This is a genomic window from Pedococcus aerophilus, assembly GCF_039532215.1.
In the GTDB taxonomy this organism is placed as follows: Bacteria; Actinomycetota; Actinomycetes; order Actinomycetales; family Dermatophilaceae; genus Pedococcus; species Pedococcus aerophilus.
The window spans coordinates 130,319-150,803 of the sequence record NZ_BAAARN010000001.1 but is presented as its reverse complement, the minus strand read 5'-3'; the positions used below and the strand labels follow the sequence as shown (position 1 = coordinate 150,803).

Here is a 20,485-nt window from a genome sequence, read left to right as displayed (position 1 = left end):
GGGCGCCATACCGTCAGCTCCGCTTGGCTGCGGCCGAGCGGGGTGAGCGTGCGGCCTTCGTGGCCTTCTTCGCAGCAGCACCGGGGGCAGCGACCTTGCTGGGCTTCTTCGCGGAGGCGGACTTCGCAGCAGACTTCGAGGTGGCCTTGGTGGCGGCCTTCTTGGTCGTGGTGCTGCGCGACGTCGCTGCCGCCGCGGTGCGCTTCGCTGCCGTCGCACGGGTGACGACCGCAGCCTTCTCCGCGCCGGCCCTGGCGACGGTGGCGCCGGTCGGGCGTGCCGTGGACCGCGCGCTCTTGGCCAGCACCGGCCCGAGGAACCGGCCCGTGTGGCTGGCCTCGACCTCCGCGACCTGCTCGGGCGTGCCCTCGGCCACGACGAGGCCACCGCCGTTGCCGCCCTCGGGACCCATGTCGATCACCCAGTCGGCGTTCTTGATGACGTCGAGGTTGTGCTCGATGACGATGACGCTGTTGCCCTTGTCCACCAAGCCCTGCAGCACCTCGAGCAGCTTGCGGATGTCCTCGAAGTGCAGACCCGTGGTCGGCTCGTCCAGGACGTAGATGGTGCGACCGGTCGACCGCTTCTGGAGCTCGGAGGCGAGCTTGACGCGCTGGGCCTCGCCACCGGAGAGCGTCGGAGCGGGCTGACCCAGCCGGACGTACCCGAGGCCGACGTCGTTGAGCGTCCGCATGTGCCGGGCGATCCCCGGGACGGCGGCGAAGAAGTCGGCGGCCTCCTCGATCGGCATGTCGAGGACGTCAGCGATGGTCTTCCCCTTGAAGTGCACCTCGAGCGTCTCGCGGTTGTAACGGGCGCCGTGGCACACCTCGCACGGGACGTAGACGTCCGGGAGGAAGTTCATCTCGATCTTGATCGTGCCGTCACCGGAGCACGCGTCGCAGCGGCCACCCTTGACGTTGAACGAGAACCGACCCGGCTGGTAGCCGCGGATCTTCGCCTCGGTGGTCGTCGCGAACAGCTTGCGGATCGCGTCGAACACCCCGGTGTAGGTGGCGGGGTTGGACCGCGGGGTGCGGCCGATGGGGCTCTGGTCGACGTGGACGACCTTGTCGAGGTTGTCCAGGCCCTTGACGGTCTTGTGCCGGCCGGGCACGTGGCGCGCACCGTTGAGCTTGTTGGCCAGGACGTTGTAGAGGATGTCGTTGACCAGGGTCGACTTGCCGGAGCCGGACACCCCGGTCACCGCGACGAGGTTGCCCAGCGGGAACGACACGTCGACGCCGTGCAGGTTGTGCTCGCGCGCCCCGACGACCGTGACCTCGCGGCCCTTCTCCTGGGCCCGCCGCGTGAGCGGCGTCGGGATCTCGAGCCGGCCCGAGAGGTACTTGCCGGTGATCGAGTCGGGGTGCTCGAGCAGGCCCTTGACCGGCCCGGAGTGGACGACCTTGCCACCGTGCTCGCCGGCACCGGGGCCGATGTCGACCACCCAGTCGGCGGTGGCGATGGTGTCCTCGTCGTGCTCGACGACGATGAGCGTGTTGCCGAGGTCGCGCAGGCGGGTCAGCGTCTCGATGAGCCGGTGGTTGTCGCGCTGGTGCAGGCCGATGCTCGGCTCGTCGAGGACGTAGAGGACCCCGACCAGGCCCGACCCGATCTGGGTCGCCAGGCGGATGCGCTGGGCCTCGCCACCGGACAGCGTCCCGGCGGGACGGTCGAGGGAGAGGTAGTCGAGCCCGACGTCGAGCAGGAACCCGAGGCGTGCCTCGATCTCCTTGATGACGCGCTCGGCGATCTGGCGCTCCCGTGCCGTGAAGTCGACGGTCTGCAGGAAGGTCGCGCAGTCGGCGATGGCGAGGGCACAGATGGCCGAGATGCTCTGACCGCCGATCGTGACGGCCAGCGACTCGGGCTTGAGGCGGGCGCCCTGGCACTCGGGGCACGGCACCTCGCGCATGTAGCCCTCGTACCGCTCCCGGCTCCATTCGGAGTCCGTCTCGGAGTGGCGCCGCTTCACGAACGGGACGACGCCCTCGAAGCCGGTCGTGTAGGACCGCTCGCGGCCGTAACGGTTCTTGTAGCGGACGTGGACCTTGTAGTTCTGGCCGTGCAGCAGCGCCTCGCGGGCGCGTGCCGGCAGGGCGCTCCACGGGACGTCCATCGAGAACTTGAGGTCGTTGCCCAGGGCGGTCATGACCCGCTGGAAGTACTCGGCGGAGCCGCTCCCCTGCGCCCAGGGTGCGATCGCGCCCTCGCTCAGAGAGAGGTCCTCGTCGGGGACGAGCAGCTCGGGGTCGACCTCGAGCTCGGTGCCCAGGCCGCTGCACTTGGGGCAGGCGCCGAACGGGCTGTTGAAGGAGAATGAGCGGGGCTCGACGTCGTCCATCGACAGCGGGTGGTCGTTGGGGCAGGCCATCCGCTCGGAGAAGCGCCGCTCCCGGGTGGGGTCGTCGACGTCCTTGTCGACGAACTCGACGACCAGGACTCCGCCGGCGAGGCCGAGGGCGGTCTCGACGGAGTCGGTGAGGCGGCGCTTGGCCCCTGCGTCGGAGCCCTTGGCGACCAGGCGGTCGACGACGACGTCGATGGTGTGCTTGATCTGCTTCTCGAGCTTGGGCGGCTCGGTGAGCGACACGACCTCGCCGTCGACACGGGCCCGGGAGAAGCCCTTGCTCTGCAGCTCGGTGAAGAGATCGACGTACTCCCCCTTGCGGGCCCGCACGACCGGGGCGAGCACCTGGAACCGGGTCTTGTCCGGGAGCTCGAGGAGCCGGTCGACGATCTGCTGCGGGCTCTGCCGGGTGATCGGCTCGCCGCACGTCGGGCAGTGCGGACGGCCCGCGCGGGCGAAGAGCAGGCGGAGGTAGTCGTAGACCTCGGTGATGGTGCCGACGGTCGACCGGGGGTTGCGGTTGGTCGACTTCTGGTCGATCGACACCGCGGGCGAGAGCCCCTCGATGAAGTCGACGTCGGGCTTGTCCATCTGGCCCAGGAACTGTCGGGCGTAGGCCGACAGCGACTCGACGTAGCGGCGCTGGCCCTCGGCGAAGATCGTGTCGAAGGCGAGCGAGGACTTGCCGGAGCCGGAGAGCCCGGTGAACACGATCATCGAGTCGCGGGGCAGCTCGACCGACACGTCCCTGAGGTTGTGCTCGCGGGCCCCACGGACGACCAGCTGGTCGTGGTGGGGGCGGATGGGGGGTGTGGTGGGGTGCACTGCGGTCACGCGCTTCATGCTAGGTGCCCGCACTGACAGGCGCGTCACGGGCGCCTACGGTGAGCGGGTGACGACGCCGCTGCAGCCGACGCCCATCGAGGAGTACGCCGTCCTCGGCGACACCGAGACCGCCGCCCTCGTGAGCAGGGCTGGGTCGATCGACTGGCTCTGCCTGCCGAGGTTCGACTCCCCCGCGTGCTTCGCCGCCCTCCTGGGCACGCGCGACCACGGGCGCTGGCTGCTCGGCCCCGTGCAGGAGGCCCGCAGCACCCGCCGCTACGTCGACAACTCGTTCGTCCTCGAGACCGTCCACGAGACCGACTCCGGCACGGTCACCGTGACCGATCTCATGCCCATCGGCGACGGCCGGGCCGACATCATCCGCAGCGTCCGGGGCGATCGCGGCACCGTGCGCATGCGGCACGAGTGGGTCGTCCGGTTCGACTACGGCAAGGTCCGCCCCTGGGTCTCGCGCGGCGTGGGGCACCGCCTCGACAGCGACGTCATCACGGCCATCGCAGGACCGGACATGCTCGTGCTCCGCGGCACCCGCCTCCCCGAGCCGGAGGACGGCCACCACGTCGACGAGTTCGACGTCGCCGCCGGGGAGACCTACACGTTCTCGACGACATGGTTCCCTTCGCACGAGCCGGTGCCGGAGCCGCTCGACATCGACTCCCGGATCAAGGAGACGGTCGACGTCTCCAACGCGTGGGCGCACCGGTGCACCTACGACGGGCCCTACCGCGAGGAGGTCGTCCGCTCCCTGCTCACCCTGCGGATGATGACGCACTCGCGCTACGGCGGGATCGTCGCCGCCCCCACGACGAGCCTGCCCGAGGACTTCGGCGGCGAGCGCAACTGGGACTACCGCTTCTGCTGGTTGCGCGACGCGTCCCTCACGCTCGAGGCGCTCGTCGCCTCGGGCTACCTCGACGAGGCCCGGCTGTGGCGCAACTGGCTCATCCGCGCGGTCGCCGGTGACCCCGAGGACCTGCAGATCATGTACGCCATCGACGGGTCGCGACGGCTCCCCGAACGCACCCTCGACCACCTCCCGGGCTACGCCGGGTCCACCCCGGTGCGGATCGGCAACGGCGCCGTGGACCAGCGCCAGTCCGACGTGCTCGGCGAGGTGATGATCGCGCTGGACGAGGCACGACGGGCCGGGCTCGAGGTGTCGGCCCAGGGCTGGGCGATGCAGCGGGCACTGGTCGACGACCTCGCCACGCACTGGGACCAGCCGGACAACGGCCTGTGGGAGATCCGCGGTCCGCTGCGCCACTTCACCCACTCGCGGGTGATGGTCTGGGCGGCCTTCGACCGGGCGGTCCGCACCGTCGAGGAGCACGGCCTCGAGGGCCCCGTGGAGCGCTGGCGCGAGGTCCGCGACGCCGTGCACGCGGAGGTCCTGGCCAAGGGGTTCGACCCGGGGCGCGGCACCTTCACCCAGCACTACGACACCCACGAGGTCGACGCGTCCCTGCTCCTCATCCCGCTCGTCGGCTTCCTGCCCGCCGACGACCCCCGCGTGCTCGGCACGGTGCGCGCGGTCGAGACCGACCTCATGCGGGACGGCTTCCTGCTGCGCTACCGCACCGAGTCCGGGGTGGACGGGTTGTCCGGGGACGAGCACCCGTTCCTGGCCTGCTCGTGGTGGCTCGTGACGGCGTATGCAGCGTGCGGCCGGGTCGACGACGCCCGGGTCCTGATGGACCGCCTCGTCGGCCTGCTCAACGACGTGGGGCTGGTGTCCGAGGAGTACGACCCCGTGAACCGCCGGATGGTCGGCAACTTCCCCCAGGCGTTCTCCCACCTCACCTTCATCGGCGCCGCCCACGCCTTGGCCGCGGCCGAGGAGAAGGCGGCTCGGGCTGCCCACGGCACGCCCGCGGACTAGCGTGACCGACGTGAACCCCGACGACGTGTCCCCCGCCCACGACCGCGACCTGCTCGCCGACCACACGGCGCGCCTGCTTGCCACCACAGCCCGGCTGGACGACGTCTCGGCGCCGTCCCTGTGCGACGGCTGGAGCCGAGGTCACGTCCTGGCCCACCTCGCCCGGAACGCCGAGGCGATCGAGCGGCTCGCAGGCTGGGCGGTCACCGGGGAACGCCAGGACATGTACCCCGGCGGGACCGCGTCCCGGGACGCCGAGATCGAGGCCGGAGCCGGCCGGGGTCCCGCCGAGCAGCTGGCCGACCTCACGCGGACGGCCCGGTCCCTCGAACCGGCGCTGGAGGCCCTGGACGGGCCTCTGGCCGCCGAACGCGTCGAGATGCGTGGCGGGTACGAGGTCGCCGCCGTGCGGCTGCCGTTCCTGCGCCTGCGCGAGGTCGTGTTCCACCACGTCGACCTCGACGCAGGGTTCTCGTTCGACGACGTGCAGCCCGAGCTGTTGCGCGGGTTCGTCGGTGACGCCGTGGACCGCCTGGCCGTGGGGAGGACCCCACCCGACGTGACGCTCGTGGCCGACGAGGGCGACTCGTGGCAGGTCGGTGCGGGCACGACCACCGTCCGCGGGAGCCTCGGCGGACTGGTGCTGTGGCTGTCGCGCCGCATCGACACCGGCGTGACGAGCCCGGAGGGCACGGTGCCCGGACTGCCCCGCGGAGCCTGACCCCAGGGCTCCCCTGCTCGTCAGCTGGTGAGGATGGAGGCTCCGGTGACGCCGGCGCGGCGCGCGATGGCCACCGCAGCGAGGGCCGAGTGCACCTTGAGCTTGTGCAGGATGCTCTGCACGTGGGTGCGCACCGTGTTGGGCGAGACGTGCAGCAGCTCACCGATCTCGGTGCGGCTCATGCCCTCGACGAGGCAGCCCAGCACCTCGAGCTCACGGGTGGTGAGGTCGCGGATGCCCTGGACGTGCTCCAGCGGTGCCCGCTGCTCACGGGAGAACGAGACCAGCACCCCGGCGAGGAGATCGGCCGGGATCCGCGTCTCACCACGGGCCACGCCCTTGATGGCGTCGACGAGCTCCTCGGGGGTGACGGTCTTGGTGACCCAGCCGCGCACGCCGAGCTGGACCGCCTCGACCACGCGGTCGGACGCGTCGAGCCCGGTGGCGACGACCACCCCGGCGCCGGGGTTGAGGCGCAGCGCCTCCCGAGCCAGCCGGAGGCCGTCCTCGCCGGCGAGGTCCAGGTCGAGGACCATGACGTCGTAGGCAGCCTGGTCGAGCAGGCGCATCCCGGACTCCAGGCTGGTGGCCGTGCCCACGACCGCCACACCGTCGAAGTCACCGAGACAGACAGCCAGGGCGTCGACGAAGACCTCGTGATCATCAACGACGAGGATGCGCGTGGGGGCAGGCATGGCCTCACCATCTCGTCTCCGGACCGATTTCCCCACCAACTGGTGCTGGAGAACCCCCTACGTCAAAAGGGTGATTTCTTCCCGGACCGGCCCAGTGGCCCCGAAACGGCCACCACCGACACAGCGAGCCGGGCCCCGGTACCGACGCTGGACGTCGGTACCGGGGCCCTGTTCACGCGGGTGCAGCTCAGCGCAGGTGGACCGGCCACGACTCGTGCGAGCCGTGCGCGGACATGAGCGCCGCTGCCTGGAGACGGGAGTGGACCCCGAGCTTGGTCAGCAGGTTCTGGACGTGCGTGCGCGCGGTGCTCCGCTGCACGCCCAGGGCACCGGCCATCTCTTCGGTGGTCTGTCCCTCCATGATGCAGCGCATGACCTGCCACTCACGGTCGGTCAGGAACTGCAGGGCCCACAGCGGGTCCTCGGTGGTCTTCTGCGGGCGCAGCGCGCGCTGCAGCAGCGCCGGCTCCACCGCGAGCTGGCCGCGCACGGCACGGTCCAGCATCTCGATGATCTCGACGATCGGCTTCTCCTTGCCGACGTACCCGGAGGCACCTTCGGCGATGGCGCGACCGACCACGGCGTGGTCGGCCTCGGCCGAGAGCATGACGACCTTGGTCTCCGGCGAGATCTCCCTGATCTGGTGGATCGCCGCGACGGAGTTGCCACCGGGGAAGTTGACGTCGAGCAGACAGACCTCGGGCCGGTGCATCGCCACTGCGGCGATGGCCTCGTCCGGCGTACCGGCCAGGGCGACGACGTCGTGCCCCTTGGCTCCGAGGGCGAGGCCGAGGGCCTCGAGAAGGAGGAGATGGTCATCGCAGACGACGATCCTCATGATGCAACCACCTGAAGGGTCGGAAGCGCCGGGAGCGCCTCGCGGTCGGACACGGACGGGGGGAGGCAGATGTCAGCGATGACTCCACCCTCGTCGGCCGTGTAGAGACGGAAGGACCCCTTGCAAGCAGCCACCATGGCGCGCGTGGTCGTGAGTCCAAGCGATGTGACAGAGGCGATGCGCCCGAGGCCGGGCCCGTCGTCTCGCACGGTCACGTGGACGCCGGCGCCATCGGTGTGGACGGTCACGGTGACGTGACCCTCTCCACCAGCTGCCCGGACGGCGTTGTCCAGGACGCACGCCAGCGCACGTCCCAGAGCCACCGGTCGCGCCCAAGCCTGCGGCGCACCCACGACATCGATCTTGATCGGGCACGAGGCAGTCACCTGTGCACGGTCAACGGTCCTGTGGACCAGAGTGGTGAGGTCGATGCTCTGGACGTCGTCCTCGGACGCGTCGACCAGCACCGCCTCGACGAGCTCGGCCATCCAACGAGCCTGGCCTTCGATCAGATCCATCTTTCGTCCGTTGTCCCCACCCTCGGTCCCCGAGAGGAGCAGAATGGCGGCCAGCGGTTGCCGCAGGTCGTGCAGCAGTGCTCGGACGGTGTCGATCTCTCCACCCGCGACCGGGCGCGGGTAGTCCTCAATTGATGCAGCCATGTTGTATCCCTCACCAACCCGCGGACGGGAGACTGCACCCCCTGTGAGGCCCCCGTTGCTTCCGCGACGGGATAAACGTATGGGTTCAAAAAGCTGAGCAGCAATAGTCAATACGAACTAGGCCAACCTACTGATTCGGCATGATTGCGTGGTCTCACGGCAGAATGCGTGACATGACCTACGACGGACATGTGAAAACGGCGGGTCCAAGTGAAAAAAGGACCCTCAATCTTCTCAGCATCTGGAAGATCTCGGTCTCAGGGATGGACAACAACGCCTACCTTCTGGCATGTGCCCGGACCGGCGCACAGCTGCTCATCGATGCGGCGGACGAGTCGCAGCGCCTCCTGGAGCTCGTCGACGAGGGTTCGGGCCGGCTCGACGCCGTGGTGACGACGCACCAGCACTGGGACCACCACCGCGCGCTTCCCGACATCCTCGAGGCGACGGGGGCGACGAGCATCTGCGGGGCCGACGACGCCGACGGCCTCCCCGTGCCCCCCGACCGGACGGTGGGGCACGGCGACCAGATCACGTTCGGTGACGTGGTGCTCGACGTCATCCACCTGCGCGGGCACACCCCGGGGTCGATCGCCCTGGCCTACGACGACCCGGACGGGCACACCCACCTCTTCACCGGCGACTCTCTGTTCCCCGGCGGTGTGGGCAACACCAAGAACGAGGGGCAGAGCTTCGCGTCGCTCATCGAGGACGTGTCGACTCGGGTCTTCGACGTCTACGACGACGACACGTGGGTCTACCCCGGCCACGGCGACGACACGACCCTGGGTGCCGAACGGCCCCACCTGCAGGAGTGGCGCGACCGCGGCTGGTGAGCGGCGAGGCGTGACCGACATGGCGTGACCGACATGGCGTGACCGACATGGCGTGACCGACATAGCGTGACCGGCGGGGCGTGCCCGTATGGCGCCTGCGCCGTCACGCGCCCCTCACCCGGCGGGCGTGGACCACGTCCCTCGCCCGCCGGTCACGCTCTATACAGTCGCGCCATGGCGACGACGCGAGCCCCGGCCTCCCCGCTGCTGCTCGTCCTCACCGCTGTCGTGTCCGTGCAGTTCGGCGGCGCGTTGGCCGCGACGCTCGTGCCGGAGATCGGGGCGGCCGGATCGGTCACGCTGCGTCTGCTCTTCGCCACCGCCATCCTGCTCGCCTGGGCGAGGCCGTCGCTGCGGGGCCACTCCCCCACCGCCTGGCGCACCGTCGTCGCCTTCGGCCTGGCCCTGGGGCTGATGAACCTCGCGTTCTACGCCTCGCTCGAGCACCTGCCGATCGGGGTGGCGGTGACGGTCGAGTTCCTGGGCCCGCTGACCCTGGCCACCGTCCTGGCCCGTCGGGTCCGCGACCTGGCGGCCGTCGCCGCGGCCGCGGTCGGCGTCGTCCTGATCTCCCGCGCCCTCGAGGTGCCCCTGGCGTCGGTGGAGTGGACCGGGCTGGCCCTGGCGGCCGCCGCGGGCGCCTGCTGGGCGGCATACATCCTCGCGAGCGGCCGGGCCGGGCGGGAGTTCGCGAGCTTCGACGGACTGGCCCTGGCGATGACGGTCGCCTTCGTCGTGACGCTCCCGCTCGGGCTGCGCACCGTGCCCCAGTGGAGCGGGGAGTCGGTCCTCAAGGGGCTCGGCATCGCCGTGCTGTCCTCGGTGCTCCCCTACTCGCTCGAGCTCGCCGCCCTGCGGCACCTGAGCGCCAGGGCGTTCGGGATCCTGCTGAGCCTGGAACCAGCCGCTGCAGCCCTGGCCGGCTTCCTCGTGCTGCACCAGCGGCTCACCGGGCGCCAGTTCGTCGGCATGGCCCTGGTCGTGCTCGCCAGCGTCCTGGTCATGGGTGCCGGGCAGCGCAGGGAGCCCGCGGCAGCCGGCGGGTGACGCGCTCGTGCCCGCTGCCGGCACAGGGCCGGACAGCGGGCACGAGGGGGCCGACAGCAGCTGGTCAGGCGCTGGGCGTGGCCGCCTTGTCGTCCTTGCGGGTCTTGAGCAGGCTCGCGACCGTGGTGACACCGAGGATGAGGACGATGGCGCCGAGCGACACCGAGATCGGGATGTCCGGGGCCCACTCGATGTGCTCGCCACCGTTGATGAACGGGAGCTCGTTCTCGTGCATGGCGTGCAGCACGAGCTTGACGCCGATGAAGGCGAGCAGGACGGCGAGTCCGAGGCTGAGGTAGACGAGGCGCTTGAGCAGACCGCCGATGAGGAAGTACAGCTGGCGCAGGCCCATCAGGGCGAACAGGTTCGCGGTGAGGACGAGGTACGGGTCCTTGGTCAGGCCGAAGATCGCGGGGATCGAGTCCAGCGCGAACAGCAGGTCCGTGGTGCCCAGCGCCATGATGACGATGAACATCGGCGTGGCCAGCTTCTTGCCGTCGACCTTGGTGAAGAGCTTGGCGCCGTCGTACTCCTTGGTCGCCGGGAAGCGCTTCTCCACGAACTTCATGAAGCGGTTCTCCTCGTACTCGTCGTCGTCACCCTCGCCCTCCTTGGCGAGCTTGACGGCGGTGTAGATGAGGAAGGCACCGAAGATGTAGAAGACCCAGGCGAAGTTGTTGATCGCCGCGGCGCCCACGGCGATGAAGATGCCGCGCAGGACGATGGCGATGATGATGCCGATGAGCAGGGCCGACTGCTGGAGCTTCTCCGGCACGGCGAACCGCGCCATGATCAGCAGGAAGATGAACAGGTTGTCGATCGACAACGAGTACTCGGTCAGCCAGCCCGCGTAGTACTCCGTCATGAACTTCGCGCCGTGGGCGTCCTTGGTGAACCACCAGACACCGAGGCCGAACAGCACGGCCGCACCGACGTAGGCGGCCAGCGCGACGCTGACCTCCTTGGTGCTGGGCACGTGGGGACGCCGCGCGATGATGAAGACGTCGAAGAGCAGGACCGCGGCCATCAGCCCGATGGTGAGGTACCAGACCCACGGGGCGACATCCATCTGGTCCGCATCAGCAGCGGCATAGACGAGGGAATTCACAAGCACGACCCTTCCGGTCACGACTGAGGTGGCCGGAGGTCTCTCCCGCCCAGGACTGGTGCGGACCGGCTCCCCGGGCAGGGCACCACGAGGCCGGGAAGCCGCGCAGCACGCTGCCGTGATGACGAGGACACCGCGTGGGGATACTCCCCTCCGATGAACAAATCACAAGCATCATCGGGGGGACCCGCCCCTCCGATGAACAAACACAAACCTGACCCTGCCGGTGGGCGTGCGTGCCGTCCCGGCCGGGGCCGTCGATCAGTCTCCCAGAGATCGCCCAGAACCTCGATTCGGGTCCACCTGACGACGCGCAGCCGACGCCGGAGCCCATGCCGCTGCACCGCGCACCGGCTGCTAGGAGGTCGCGTTCGACATCTGACGGAGCTCCTTCTTCAGGTCGCCGATCTCGTCGCGGAGCCGGGCCGCCAGCTCGAAGTGCAGGTCCGTCGCGGCCTGGTGCATCTGCGTCGACAGCTCCTGGATGAGGTTCGCGAGGTCGTTGGCCGGCATCCCGCGCAGCCGGTCGGTCGCCACGCCCGCGTCGGCCTGCACGGTGCCGCGGCCACCACGGCCACCGCCCTTGCCCCGCGACTGGCTGCGACCCGACCCGATGAGGGCCTCGGTGTCGGCGTCCTCACGGTTGAGCAGGTCGGTGATGTCGGCGATCTTCTTGCGCAGCGGCTGCGGGTCGACCCCGGCGGCGAGGTTGTACGCGATCTGCTTCTCGCGCCGACGGGAGGTCTCCTCGATCGCCTCGGCCATCGAGGGCGTGATCTTGTCGGCATACATGTGCACCTGGCCGGAGACGTTGCGGGCCGCGCGGCCGATCGTCTGGATGAGCGACCGGGCCGAGCGCAGGAACCCTTCCTTGTCGGCGTCGAGGATGCTCACGAGCGAGACCTCCGGGAGGTCGAGCCCCTCACGCAGGAGGTTGATGCCGACCAGGACGTCGTACTCCCCCATCCGCAGCTCCCGGAGCAGCTCGACGCGGCGCAGGGTGTCGACCTCGCTGTGCAGGTACCTCACCCGCACCCCCTTGTCGAGGAGGTAGTCGGTGAGGTCCTCGGCCATCTTCTTGGTCAGGGTCGTCACCAGCACACGCTCGTTCTTCGCCGTGCGCTCGCCGATCTCGTGGAGCAGGTCGTCGATCTGGCCCTTGGTCGGCTTGAGCACGACCTCGGGGTCGATCAGGCCGGTGGGGCGGATGATCTGCTCGACCACGCCGGTGCTCTGGGCGAGCTCGTAGGTCCCCGGCGTCGCCGAGAGGTAGACGGTCTGGCCGATCCGCTCGAGGAACTCCTCCCACCGCAGCGGCCGGTTGTCCATGGCCGAGGGCAGGCGGAACCCGTGGTCGACGAGCTGGCGCTTGCGCGACATGTCGCCCTCGTACATCGCCCCGATCTGGGGGACCGTCACGTGGGACTCGTCGATGACGAGGAGGAAGTCCTCAGGGAAGTAATCGAGCAGGGTGTTCGGTGCGGTCCCGCGGGCGCGGCCGTCGATGTGCATCGAGTAGTTCTCGATGCCCGAGCACGAGCCGACCTGCCGCATCATCTCCACGTCGTAGGTCGTCCTCATCCGCAGCCGCTGGGCCTCGAGGAGCTTGCCCTGCTTCTCGAAGGTCGCGAGCTGGTCGGCGAGCTCGAGCTCGATGCCCCGGATGGCCCGCTCCATGCGCTCGGGACCTGCCACGTAGTGCGTCGCCGGGAAGACGTACATCTCCGTCTCCTCGCGCACGATCTCGCCGCTGACGGGGTGCAGCGTGTAGATCCGCTCCACCTCGTCGCCGAAGAACTCGATGCGGACGGCGAGCTCCTCGTAGACCGGGATGATCTCGACGGTGTCGCCGCGTACGCGGAAGGTGCCGCGGGTGAAGGCCAGGTCGTTGCGGGTGTACTGCATCTGGACGAACCGTCGCAGCAGCTCGTCGCGGTCGACCTCCATGCCGACCTTGAGCCGGGCCATCCGGTCGACGTACTCCTGGGGCGTGCCCAGGCCGTAGATGCACGAGACCGAGGCGACGACGATGACGTCGCGGCGGGTGAGCAGCGAGTTGGTCGCGCTGTGGCGCAGCCGCTCGACCTCCTCGTTGATCGAGGAGTCCTTCTCGATGTAGGTGTCCGTCTGCGCGATGTACGCCTCGGGCTGGTAGTAGTCGTAGTACGACACGAAGTACTCGACCGCGTTGTTGGGCAGCAGCTCACGGAACTCGTTGGCCAGCTGGGCTGCCAGCGTCTTGTTGGGCGCCATGACCAGGGTCGGTCGCTGCACCTCCTCGATCAGCCAGGCCGTCGTCGCCGACTTGCCGGTGCCGGTGGCGCCGAGCAGCACGGTGTTCTGCTCGCCGGCACGGACCCGCTTGGCGAGGTCGGCGATGGCCGTCGGTTGGTCACCGGCTGGCTTGAACTCGGAGACGACCTCGAACGGGGCGACCGTGCGCTGCAGGTCAGTCGTGGGACGCATGGGTCAACCGTATGCCTCGCCACCGACAGCCGCCGCCGGCGGACCCCGGGGGGCTCGCCCGCGGCGTCCACGCGCCGTACGGACGCCGTCCCACCATCCGGTGAGACGCGGCTGCGCCACCCACCCGGCCGACGTTGACTGGGGCGGTGCCCGCCACCCGTCCCGCTGCGGAACCGGTCGCCCAGGTGGCGTCGGCCCGCCGCTGGGGCATGCTCGGCGCCACGACCGTGGCCCAGGCGGCATCCGCGGTCGCGGTCCACGGCCCGGCGTTCCTCATCCCCGCCCTCGTCGCCCGGTCCGGGCTGACGCTCGCCCAGGCAGGGCTGGTCGCGGCCGCCCCGGTGCTGGGGACGATGCTCACCCTCGTCGCCTGGGGCGCCGTGGTGGATCGTCGCGGCGAACGGCTGGTCCTGCTGGTCGGGTTGGCCGCGACCGGCGCGGCGTCGCTGGTCGGGGTGCTGTCGAGGGGGACGACCACCCTTGCTCTCGCCCTCTTCCTCGCGGGAGCGGCCGCCGCGTCGGCGAACGCCGCGAGCGGACGCGTCATCGTCGGGTGGTTCCCGCCGCAGCGCCGCGGGCTCGCCATGGGGATCCGGCAGATGGCCCAGCCCCTCGGGGTCGGCGTCGCGGCCGTGAGCATGGCGGTCGTCGCAGACGCGCACGGCGTCTCCGCCGCCCTGTGGGTGCCGACCGCCGCCGCCGCCCTGGGCATCGTGCTCGTCTCCGCCGTCGTGGTCGACCCGCCGCGACCGGCGCGCCCCGAGCAGCCCGCTGACAGCCCGTACGTGCGCGACCGCTACCTGCCGCGGATCCACGGCGTCTCGATGCTGCTGGTGGTGCCCCAGTTCGTCGTCTGGACCTATGCACTGGTCTGGCTGGTCTCCGAACGTGGTTGGTCGCCGGGCGCCGCGGGGGTCCTCGTCGCCGTGACGCAGGTGGCCGGTGCGTTGGGACGCATCGGGGTCGGCCAGCTGTCGGACGTCGTCGGGAGCCGGATGCGCCCGCTGCGGTGGGTGGCGTTCGGTGCCGTGGTCGCGATGGCCGCGCTGGGGATCACGGCCCGCTTGGGCTGGGACGCCGCCGTCGTGCTGCTCGTCGTCGCCTCGACGGTGACAGTGGCCGACAACGGCCTCGCCTTCACCGCGGTGGCGGAACGGGCCGGACCGTTCTGGAGCGGACGCGCGCTGGGCTTGCAGAACACCGGCCAGTTCCTGGTGGCCGCGTGCGTGCCCCCGGTGGCGGGCCTGGTCGCCACCCACGCCGGGTATGCCGCGGCCTTCGGTCTCGCGGCCGGGTTCGCCGCTGCGGCCCTCCCGCTCGTCCCCGTGCGGCAGGAGCGCGAGCTCACCTGAGCTGCGCGATGCCCACGGCCACGCCGCCCACCGCGCACAGGACGGTCACGGCAGCCACCTGCACCAGCGGCGGCGCGGGCGAGTAGCCACGGTCGTCGTCCGCGAGCTGGCGCAGCCGGGTCCGCACCGAGAAGACGAGCACCCCGCTCACCACCATGGCCACCCCGCCGCCACCGGCGACCACGGGCAGGTCCAGGCGCAGCGCCACGACGACGAGTGGGACGAAGCAGACCAGGGCCGTCATCGCCGTGCGCTGCCAGGCCAGCGCGGTGCGCTCGGGCTGCAGGGCGCTGCGCTGCGGGATCGGGCTCACGAGCGAGGGGGGCAGGCTGCGGCGTCCGGTCCGCCGGCCGGCGCGGTGGTGGGAGCCGTCATCGCCGACCCAGCTCGACGAGGGCGAGCACCAGGGTCAGGACCCCGAGGACCACGACCCCGCCCGCGAGGACCGCGAGGGCCCGGGGCGCCGGGAGCGGCTGGTGGAGCCGCAGGGCGCGTTCGACGGCGGCCCAGGCCCCCACCGTGCGCAGCGCCAGGGCTCCACCGCCGAGGCAGGCAGCCGCCCCGACCAGCGCGGTCCAGGCCGGGAGGGTGTCGAGACTGGCCAACGACACCATGGCGACACCGCCACCGACGAGGGCCAGCGCGGTCCGCATCCACGCCAGCGCCGTGCGTTCGTTGGCGAGGGAGAAGCGGGGGTCCGGCTCCTCCCCCACGCCGTAGACGCTGCGGGGGCTGCGCAGGGGGTGGTCGTCCTCAGCCACGCGGGTGGCTCCAGCCGGAGGCCTCGGCCCACGCGGTCGCGCGCTCGTGCACGCTGTCGAACCACGGCTCCTTCGCGTCGGCATACTCGCCCACCGTGCTGAGGGTGGCGGCGAGGCGGCGCTTCTCGGCCGCATACTCTTCACGGGCGCCCGGGTCTGCCCGCATCCAGTCGCGGAAGGCCAGGGCCCACCGCCACCCCGGGCTGTCGACCTCCCGGACGTGGACGTGGGCGACCCTCCCCGGGTCGGCGCTGCCCAGGAAGCGCTTGGGCCAGACCGTCCCGTCCTTCCCGTTGTCCTGCCGGTTCTCCGCGACGTCCGGGAACCCTGCCGCGCGGAGCCGCTCGAGCAGCTCCGGGTCGTCCACGTCGGTCAGTGAGCGCACCCCGATCTGGAGGTCGATGACGTCCTTGGCGATGAGTCCCGGCACCGCTGTGCTGCCCACGTGGTCGGCCGTGACGAGCACGTCACCGAAGGCCCGGCGCAACCTGCCGAGCAACCTCTCCGCCTGCTCCGGCCAGGCGGGGTCGGGCTCGTGCAGGGCGAGTCGCTCCGGGCGACGCGACCGGGTGCCGGTACGGAGGTTGTGCTCGAAGGGCACGAGCCGTTCGCTCCAGAGAAGGTCGACGGCGGCCAGCAGCTCGTCCCGAGACCCGTCGTTGTCGAGCCAGACGTCGGCGGCGGTCCGGCGCTCGTCGTCCGTGGCCTGGGCAGCGATGCGGCTCTGTGCCTCCTCCAGCGTCATGCCCCGGGTGGCGGCCAGGCGCTTGGTCCTCGTCGACTCAGCGGCGCCGACGACCACGACGAGGTGGTAGCCCGGACCCATGTGCTTCTCGACGAGCAGCGGCACGTCGTGGACGACGACCGACCGCTCCCCCGCCTGCTCGGCCAGCTCTGCCGTCCGCCTCGCGATCAGGGGGTGGGTGATCTCCTCGAGGTCCCTGCGGGCCTGCGCGTCGGCGAACACGATGGCACCGAGGGCGGCTCGGTTGAGCGAGCCGTCGGCCTCGAGCACGTCCTCACCGAAACGCTCGGCCACCGCGGTGAGGCCCGCCGACCCCGGGGCGACGACCTCGCGAGCCAGGACGTCGGAGTCGATGACGACCGCCCCGAGGGTCGAAAGCCGTTGGGCCACAGTGGATTTGCCGGACCCGATGCCTCCGGTGAGGCCGACGCGCAACATGCCGTCAGCCTAGACCTGCCGTCAGTTCGCGAGTCAGTTCGCGAGGCGGGCGGGAAAACCGCCGGTCGCGATGGGCGACCACCGCGTCGGGGTGAGCCGCAGGATCGACTTGCCCTGGTCGAGCATGGCCTGGCGGTACTCGTCCCAGTCGGGGTGCTCTCCCGAGATGCACCGGAAGTAGTCCACCAGGGGTTCCACCGAATCCGGTGCGTCGATGACCTCGCAGTCGCCGTCGACCTGCACCCACGCCCCGCCGAAGTCGTCGGAGAGCACCATGACGCTGACCTCGGGACGCTTGCGCGCGTTGTTCGTCTTGGCGCGCTCCGGGTAGGACGAGATGACGATCCGACCCTCCTGGTCCACGCCACCGGTCACCGGCGAGGCCTGCGGGCGCCCGTCGGAGCGCGTGGTGATGACGACCATCTGGTGGCGCGGCCGGACGAAGTCCAGCAGCCCTTCAAGGTCGACCTCGGTGTTCGTCGCGATGCTGCGTGCCATGGTGGGAACGCTACCGGCCGGGCCCCTCCGCGCCCACTCGGGTCCGGCGCCCCGCCCGTTCCCGGGCGTGCCAGACGAGGCAGACCGCGAGCAGCCCCAGCCCGAGACCCAGCCCGCCGCGGGTCACCAGCCGGAACAGCATCGACTCAAGGTCCGGGGGCGAGGTCACCAGCCCGACCAGCGACCCGACGAGCAGTGCCACGAGCACGACGAGCAGTGCGCCGAGCTGCTCCTCCAGCCGGGCCGAGCCCTGTCGCGGCGGTGCCGTGGAGTCGTCCCTGCACAGGCGGGCGACCACCCAGCCGAGCACCACGACCCCACCGACCGCACCGCTCGCCAGCTGGGCCCACTGGTGCCCCGGCACCCCGCCGTGGTCGTCGCCGAGCCACCCGATCCACCGGACCCCGAACCTGCCCGGGTGGGTGAAGGCGTCCCAGACCACGTGGGTGACCGCGCCCACGACGACCGCCCCGGCCAGCAGCGGCAGGTCGCGCGGTCGGGTGGCGGCCGGGACCGGGAGGAGCCTGGCGACGAGGGAGGGCAGCAGGTCCCGCACCGGCAGCGCCACGACGTGGCGCCACAGCAGCACCCCGAGCACTCCCACGACGACGTCCACGGTCAGCACGCCGGGTGGGTGCGGCCGCACCCGACACGGGGAAGGCCGAGAGGCCCGGCACCCCCGCAGGGGAACCGGGCCTCTCGAAGCCGTGCCCGCTGCATACCGAGGTATGCCGCGGACGTGGGCTCAGTTGCCGGTGAGCTTCTCGCGCAGTGCGGCGAGGGCCTCGTCGGAGGCCAGGGTGCCCTCGGACGCCGGGGCGGCCGGGCGGCTGCTGCTGCCCGAGTCGCTGTCGGACGCCGACGAGGAGGACGAACCCGAGTCCGAGGAGTAGGACGTCGCGGCACCGGCGTTGGCGGCAGCCTCGGCGTCGGCCTTGGTGGCCTCCTCGATCTGGGCCTTGTGGGCCTCCCAGCGGGTGTGGGCCTCGGCGTACTGCTTCTCCCACTTCTCGCGCTGGGTGTCGAAGCCCTCGAGCCACTCCTGGGTCTCCGGGTCGAAGCCCTCGGGGTACTTGTAGTTGCCGGCCTCGTCGTACTCCGCGGCCATGCCGTAGAGGGTCGGGTCGAACTCGGCGACGGGCGCGCTGTCGTCGTTGGCCTGCTTGAGGCTCAGCGAGATCCGGCGACGCTCGAGGTCGATGTCGATGACCTTGACGAAGATGTCGGAACCGACCGTGACGACCTGCTCCGGCAGCTCCACGTGGCGCTCGGCCAGCTCGGAGATGTGGACCAGGCCCTCGATGCCGTCGTCGACGCGCACGAACGCACCGAACGGGACGAGCTTGGTGACCTTGCCCGGGACGACCTGACCGATCGCGTGGGTCCGGGCGAAGTGCTGCCACGGGTCCTCCTGCGTCGCCTTGAGCGACAGGGAGACACGCTCGCGGTCCATGTCCACGTCGAGAACCTCGACGGTGACCTCCTGGCCCACCTCGACGACCTCGGACGGGTGGTCGATGTGCTTCCAGGACAGCTCGGACACGTGGACGAGACCGTCGACGCCGCCGAGGTCCACGAACGCACCGAAGTTGACGATCGAGGAGACGACGCCGGAACGGACCTGCCCCTTCTGGAGCTCCTTGAGGAACGTGGTGCGCACCTCGGACTGGGTCTGCTCGAGCCACGCACGACGCGACAGGACCACGTTGTTGCGGTTCTTGTCGAGCTCGATGATCTTGGCCTCGATCTCCTTGCCCACGTAGGGCTGGAGGTCGCGGACGCGACGCATCTCGACGAGCGACGCGGGGAGGAAGCCTCGCAGGCCGATGTCGAGGATGAGTCCACCCTTGACGACCTCGATGACGGTGCCGGTGACGACGCCGTCCTCTTCCTTGATCTTCTCGATCGTGCCCCAGGCGCGCTCGTACTGCGCACGCTTCTTGGACAGGATCAGGCGACCTTCCTTGTCCTCCTTCTGGAGGACCAGGGCCTCGACCTCGTCGCCGACCTTGACGACCTCAGAGGGGTCGACGTCGTGCTTGATCGACAGCTCGCGGGAGGGGATGACACCTTCGGTCTTGTAACCGATGTCGAGCAGGACCTCGTCCCGGTCGACCTTGACGATGACACCTTCGACGATGTCGCCGTCGTTGAAATCCTTGATGGTCGCGTCGATCGCGGCAAGCAGTTCTTCCTCGGTGCCGATGTCGTTGATGGCAACCTGAGGGGCGGTCTTTTCGACCGTGCTGGCAGTCATGTAGTAGGAACTCCGATGATGGACAGTGAATAGAAGAGGGTTGTTGTGCTCACGCTTGTCGGGCCACCGGACGGCGACACGACGAAGCGCGCACACGGATGTGCTCCCCCACACTACCGACGCGGTCCCCGCGCGGTCAAAACACGAGAGGACCACCGGTGAGCGAGTTTGCGCAGGTCAGCCGTCGCGAGGCCGGAGCCGAGGAGACGGCCGCCGCGAACCGCTCCTGGTGGGACGCCGAGGCGGGCGAGTACTACGCCGAGCACGGCACCTTCCTCGGTGACGCGCAGTTCGTCTGGGGACCCGAGGGCTGGCGCGAGGAGGAGCTCACCCTGCTGGGTGACGTGGCCGGCAAGCGGGTGCTCGAGATCGGGGCCGGCGCAGGGCAGTGCGCCCGGTGGGTCGCCGCGGCCGGCGGCACCGTCGTGGCCACCGACCTGTCCGCCGGCATGGTGCGCCAGGGCCTCGACCTCAACATGAGGTCCAGCTCCACCGCGGTGCCGTTCGCCCAGTGCGACGCCGTGGCGCTCCCGTTCGCCGAGGCCAGCTTCGACACCGTCTTCACTGCATACGGTGCCGTTCCCTTCGTCGCGGACACCGCCCTGCTCATGCGCGAGGTCGCCCGGGTGCTGCGACCGGGCGGACGGTTCGTCTTCTCCACGACCCACCCGTTCCGCTGGGCCTTCCCCGACGACCCCGGCCCCGCCGGGCTCACGGTGGGCCAGTCGTACTTCGACCGCACGCCGTACGTCGAGAGCGACTCCGACGGCGAGGCCACCTACGTCGAGCACCACCGGACCCTCGGCGACCGGGTCCGCGAGCTCGTCGCGGCCGGGATGTTCCTCGTCGACCTCGTCGAGCCCGAGTGGCCCGATCGCAACGACGAACCTTGGGGCGGGTGGTCACCGTTGCGTGGCGGGCTCTTCCCCGGGACGGCGATCTTCGTCTGCTACCGGCCCTGACCTGCGGGTTCCCCGCCTGCG

19 protein-coding genes are annotated in these 20,485 nt (G+C 70.5%); 7 read left to right on the top strand and 12 right to left on the bottom strand.

What is annotated here, in order from left to right:
* Positions 1 to 13 precede the first annotated feature (13 nt).
* Entirely contained in the window at positions 14 to 3,196 is a 3,183-nt protein-coding gene (gene uvrA, locus ABD286_RS00665; protein ID WP_344189262.1) for an excinuclease ABC subunit UvrA, read from the bottom strand.
* 49 nt (positions 3,197 to 3,245) lie between these two features.
* On the opposite strand from uvrA, the gene ABD286_RS00660 reads away from it, so the two are divergent.
* Both ABD286_RS00660 and ABD286_RS00655 read left to right on the top strand, forming a co-directional pair.
* A complete protein-coding gene (locus ABD286_RS00660) occupies positions 3,246 to 5,078 on the top strand; it encodes a glycoside hydrolase family 15 protein (RefSeq protein WP_344189260.1) in 1,833 nt (610 codons plus the stop codon).
* Positions 5,079 to 5,088: 10 nt separating this feature from the next.
* A complete protein-coding gene (locus ABD286_RS00655; RefSeq protein WP_344189258.1) occupies positions 5,089 to 5,799 on the top strand; it encodes a maleylpyruvate isomerase family mycothiol-dependent enzyme in 711 nt (236 codons plus the stop codon).
* A 20-nt stretch (positions 5,800 to 5,819) separates the two neighbouring features.
* Here the strand turns inward: ABD286_RS00655 and ABD286_RS00650 are convergent, their stop codons facing one another.
* The 3 genes from ABD286_RS00650 to ABD286_RS18855 form a co-directional block, all read right to left on the bottom strand.
* Positions 5,820 to 6,494 carry a response regulator gene (locus ABD286_RS00650; RefSeq protein ID WP_344189256.1) on the bottom strand — a complete coding sequence of 225 codons (675 nt, stop codon included), beginning with the start codon at positions 6,492 to 6,494 and terminating at the stop codon, positions 5,820 to 5,822.
* Positions 6,495 to 6,681: 187 nt separating this feature from the next.
* The gene (locus ABD286_RS00645) at positions 6,682 to 7,332 is read right to left on the bottom strand and encodes a response regulator (protein ID WP_344189254.1); all 651 of its coding nucleotides are present in this window, start codon (positions 7,330 to 7,332) and stop codon (positions 6,682 to 6,684) included.
* A complete protein-coding gene (locus ABD286_RS18855; RefSeq protein WP_425565344.1) occupies positions 7,329 to 7,655 on the bottom strand; it encodes an ATP-binding protein in 327 nt (108 codons plus the stop codon). Before ABD286_RS18855 ends, ABD286_RS00645 begins: the two co-directional genes overlap by 4 nt.
* Between ABD286_RS18855 and ABD286_RS00640 the strand changes: the two genes are divergently transcribed.
* The 3 genes from ABD286_RS00640 to ABD286_RS00630 all read left to right on the top strand — a co-directional run bounded on the left by ABD286_RS00640 (position 7,587) and on the right by ABD286_RS00630 (position 9,877).
* The gene (locus ABD286_RS00640) at positions 7,587 to 7,985 is read left to right on the top strand and encodes a hypothetical protein (RefSeq protein ID WP_344189252.1); all 399 of its coding nucleotides are present in this window, start codon (positions 7,587 to 7,589) and stop codon (positions 7,983 to 7,985) included. The genes ABD286_RS18855 and ABD286_RS00640 overlap by 69 nt on opposite strands.
* Positions 7,986 to 8,167: 182 nt before the next feature.
* Positions 8,168 to 8,830, top strand: a complete 663-nt coding sequence (locus ABD286_RS00635; RefSeq protein WP_344189250.1) for an MBL fold metallo-hydrolase — start codon at positions 8,168 to 8,170, stop codon at positions 8,828 to 8,830.
* Between the two features lie 174 nt (positions 8,831 to 9,004).
* Entirely contained in the window at positions 9,005 to 9,877 is an 873-nt protein-coding gene (locus tag ABD286_RS00630) for an EamA family transporter (protein WP_344189248.1), read from the top strand.
* A gap of 64 nt (positions 9,878 to 9,941) precedes the next feature.
* On the opposite strand, the gene ABD286_RS00625 is transcribed toward ABD286_RS00630, so the two are convergent.
* Entirely contained in the window at positions 9,942 to 10,946 is a 1,005-nt protein-coding gene (locus tag ABD286_RS00625) for a TerC family protein (RefSeq protein ID WP_344193187.1), read from the bottom strand.
* Positions 10,947 to 11,342: 396 nt separating this feature from the next.
* Complete coding sequence (gene uvrB, locus ABD286_RS00620; protein ID WP_344189245.1) at positions 11,343 to 13,451, bottom strand: excinuclease ABC subunit UvrB; 2,109 nt, start codon at positions 13,449 to 13,451, stop codon at positions 11,343 to 11,345.
* Between the two features lie 146 nt (positions 13,452 to 13,597).
* Between uvrB and ABD286_RS00615 the strand changes: the two genes are divergently transcribed.
* On the top strand, positions 13,598 to 14,803 hold the full coding sequence (locus ABD286_RS00615) for an MFS transporter (RefSeq protein WP_344189243.1): 1,206 nt from the start codon (positions 13,598 to 13,600) through the stop codon (positions 14,801 to 14,803).
* Here ABD286_RS00615 and ABD286_RS00610 read toward each other — a convergent pair.
* From ABD286_RS00610 to rpsA, 6 genes are all read right to left on the bottom strand, one after another.
* Positions 14,796 to 15,116 (bottom strand): DUF202 domain-containing protein, encoded by a 321-nt coding sequence (locus tag ABD286_RS00610; protein ID WP_344189241.1) that lies wholly within the window; start codon positions 15,114 to 15,116, stop codon positions 14,796 to 14,798. The two genes, ABD286_RS00615 and ABD286_RS00610, sit on opposite strands and share 8 nt — an antisense overlap.
* A gap of 58 nt (positions 15,117 to 15,174) precedes the next feature.
* Positions 15,175 to 15,564: a YidH family protein gene (locus ABD286_RS00605; RefSeq protein ID WP_344189239.1), complete on the bottom strand. Its 390-nt coding sequence runs from the start codon at positions 15,562 to 15,564 to the stop codon at positions 15,175 to 15,177.
* Positions 15,557 to 16,747 (bottom strand): dephospho-CoA kinase, encoded by a 1,191-nt coding sequence (coaE, locus tag ABD286_RS00600; protein WP_344189237.1) that lies wholly within the window; start codon positions 16,745 to 16,747, stop codon positions 15,557 to 15,559. The genes ABD286_RS00605 and coaE overlap by 8 nt, the downstream gene beginning before the upstream one ends.
* A gap of 33 nt (positions 16,748 to 16,780) precedes the next feature.
* Positions 16,781 to 17,245, bottom strand: a complete 465-nt coding sequence (locus ABD286_RS00595) for a PPOX class F420-dependent oxidoreductase (protein WP_344189235.1) — start codon at positions 17,243 to 17,245, stop codon at positions 16,781 to 16,783.
* A gap of 10 nt (positions 17,246 to 17,255) precedes the next feature.
* Positions 17,256 to 17,870, bottom strand: coding sequence for a DUF4184 family protein (locus ABD286_RS00590; protein ID WP_344189233.1), 615 nt, complete (start codon positions 17,868 to 17,870; stop codon positions 17,256 to 17,258).
* Positions 17,871 to 17,990: 120 nt separating this feature from the next.
* Positions 17,991 to 19,502, bottom strand: a complete 1,512-nt coding sequence (gene rpsA, locus ABD286_RS00585; RefSeq protein ID WP_344189231.1) for a 30S ribosomal protein S1 — start codon at positions 19,500 to 19,502, stop codon at positions 17,991 to 17,993.
* A gap of 158 nt (positions 19,503 to 19,660) precedes the next feature.
* Here rpsA and ABD286_RS00580 point away from each other — a divergent pair, with 158 nt between their 5' ends.
* On the top strand, positions 19,661 to 20,464 hold the full coding sequence (locus ABD286_RS00580) for a class I SAM-dependent methyltransferase (protein ID WP_344189229.1): 804 nt from the start codon (positions 19,661 to 19,663) through the stop codon (positions 20,462 to 20,464).
* The last annotated feature ends 21 nt before the right edge of the window (positions 20,465 to 20,485 follow it).

Coding starts and splice junctions, on each gene's coding strand:
- uvrA (WP_344189262.1), bottom strand. CDS start 3,196: ATGAAGCGCGTGACCGCAGTGCACCCCACCACACCCCCCATCCGCCCC.
- ABD286_RS00650 (WP_344189256.1), bottom strand. CDS start 6,494: ATGCCTGCCCCCACGCGCATCCTCGTCGTTGATGATCACGAGGTCTTC.
- ABD286_RS00645 (WP_344189254.1), bottom strand. CDS start 7,332: ATGAGGATCGTCGTCTGCGATGACCATCTCCTCCTTCTCGAGGCCCTC.
- ABD286_RS00635 (WP_344189250.1), top strand. CDS start 8,168: ATGACCTACGACGGACATGTGAAAACGGCGGGTCCAAGTGAAAAAAGG.
- ABD286_RS00630 (WP_344189248.1), top strand. CDS start 9,005: ATGGCGACGACGCGAGCCCCGGCCTCCCCGCTGCTGCTCGTCCTCACC.
- ABD286_RS00625 (WP_344193187.1), bottom strand. CDS start 10,946: ATGGATGTCGCCCCGTGGGTCTGGTACCTCACCATCGGGCTGATGGCC.
- uvrB (WP_344189245.1), bottom strand. CDS start 13,451: ATGCGTCCCACGACTGACCTGCAGCGCACGGTCGCCCCGTTCGAGGTC.
- coaE (WP_344189237.1), bottom strand. CDS start 16,747: ATGTTGCGCGTCGGCCTCACCGGAGGCATCGGGTCCGGCAAATCCACT.
- ABD286_RS00595 (WP_344189235.1), bottom strand. CDS start 17,245: ATGGCACGCAGCATCGCGACGAACACCGAGGTCGACCTTGAAGGGCTG.
- rpsA (WP_344189231.1), bottom strand. CDS start 19,502: ATGACTGCCAGCACGGTCGAAAAGACCGCCCCTCAGGTTGCCATCAAC.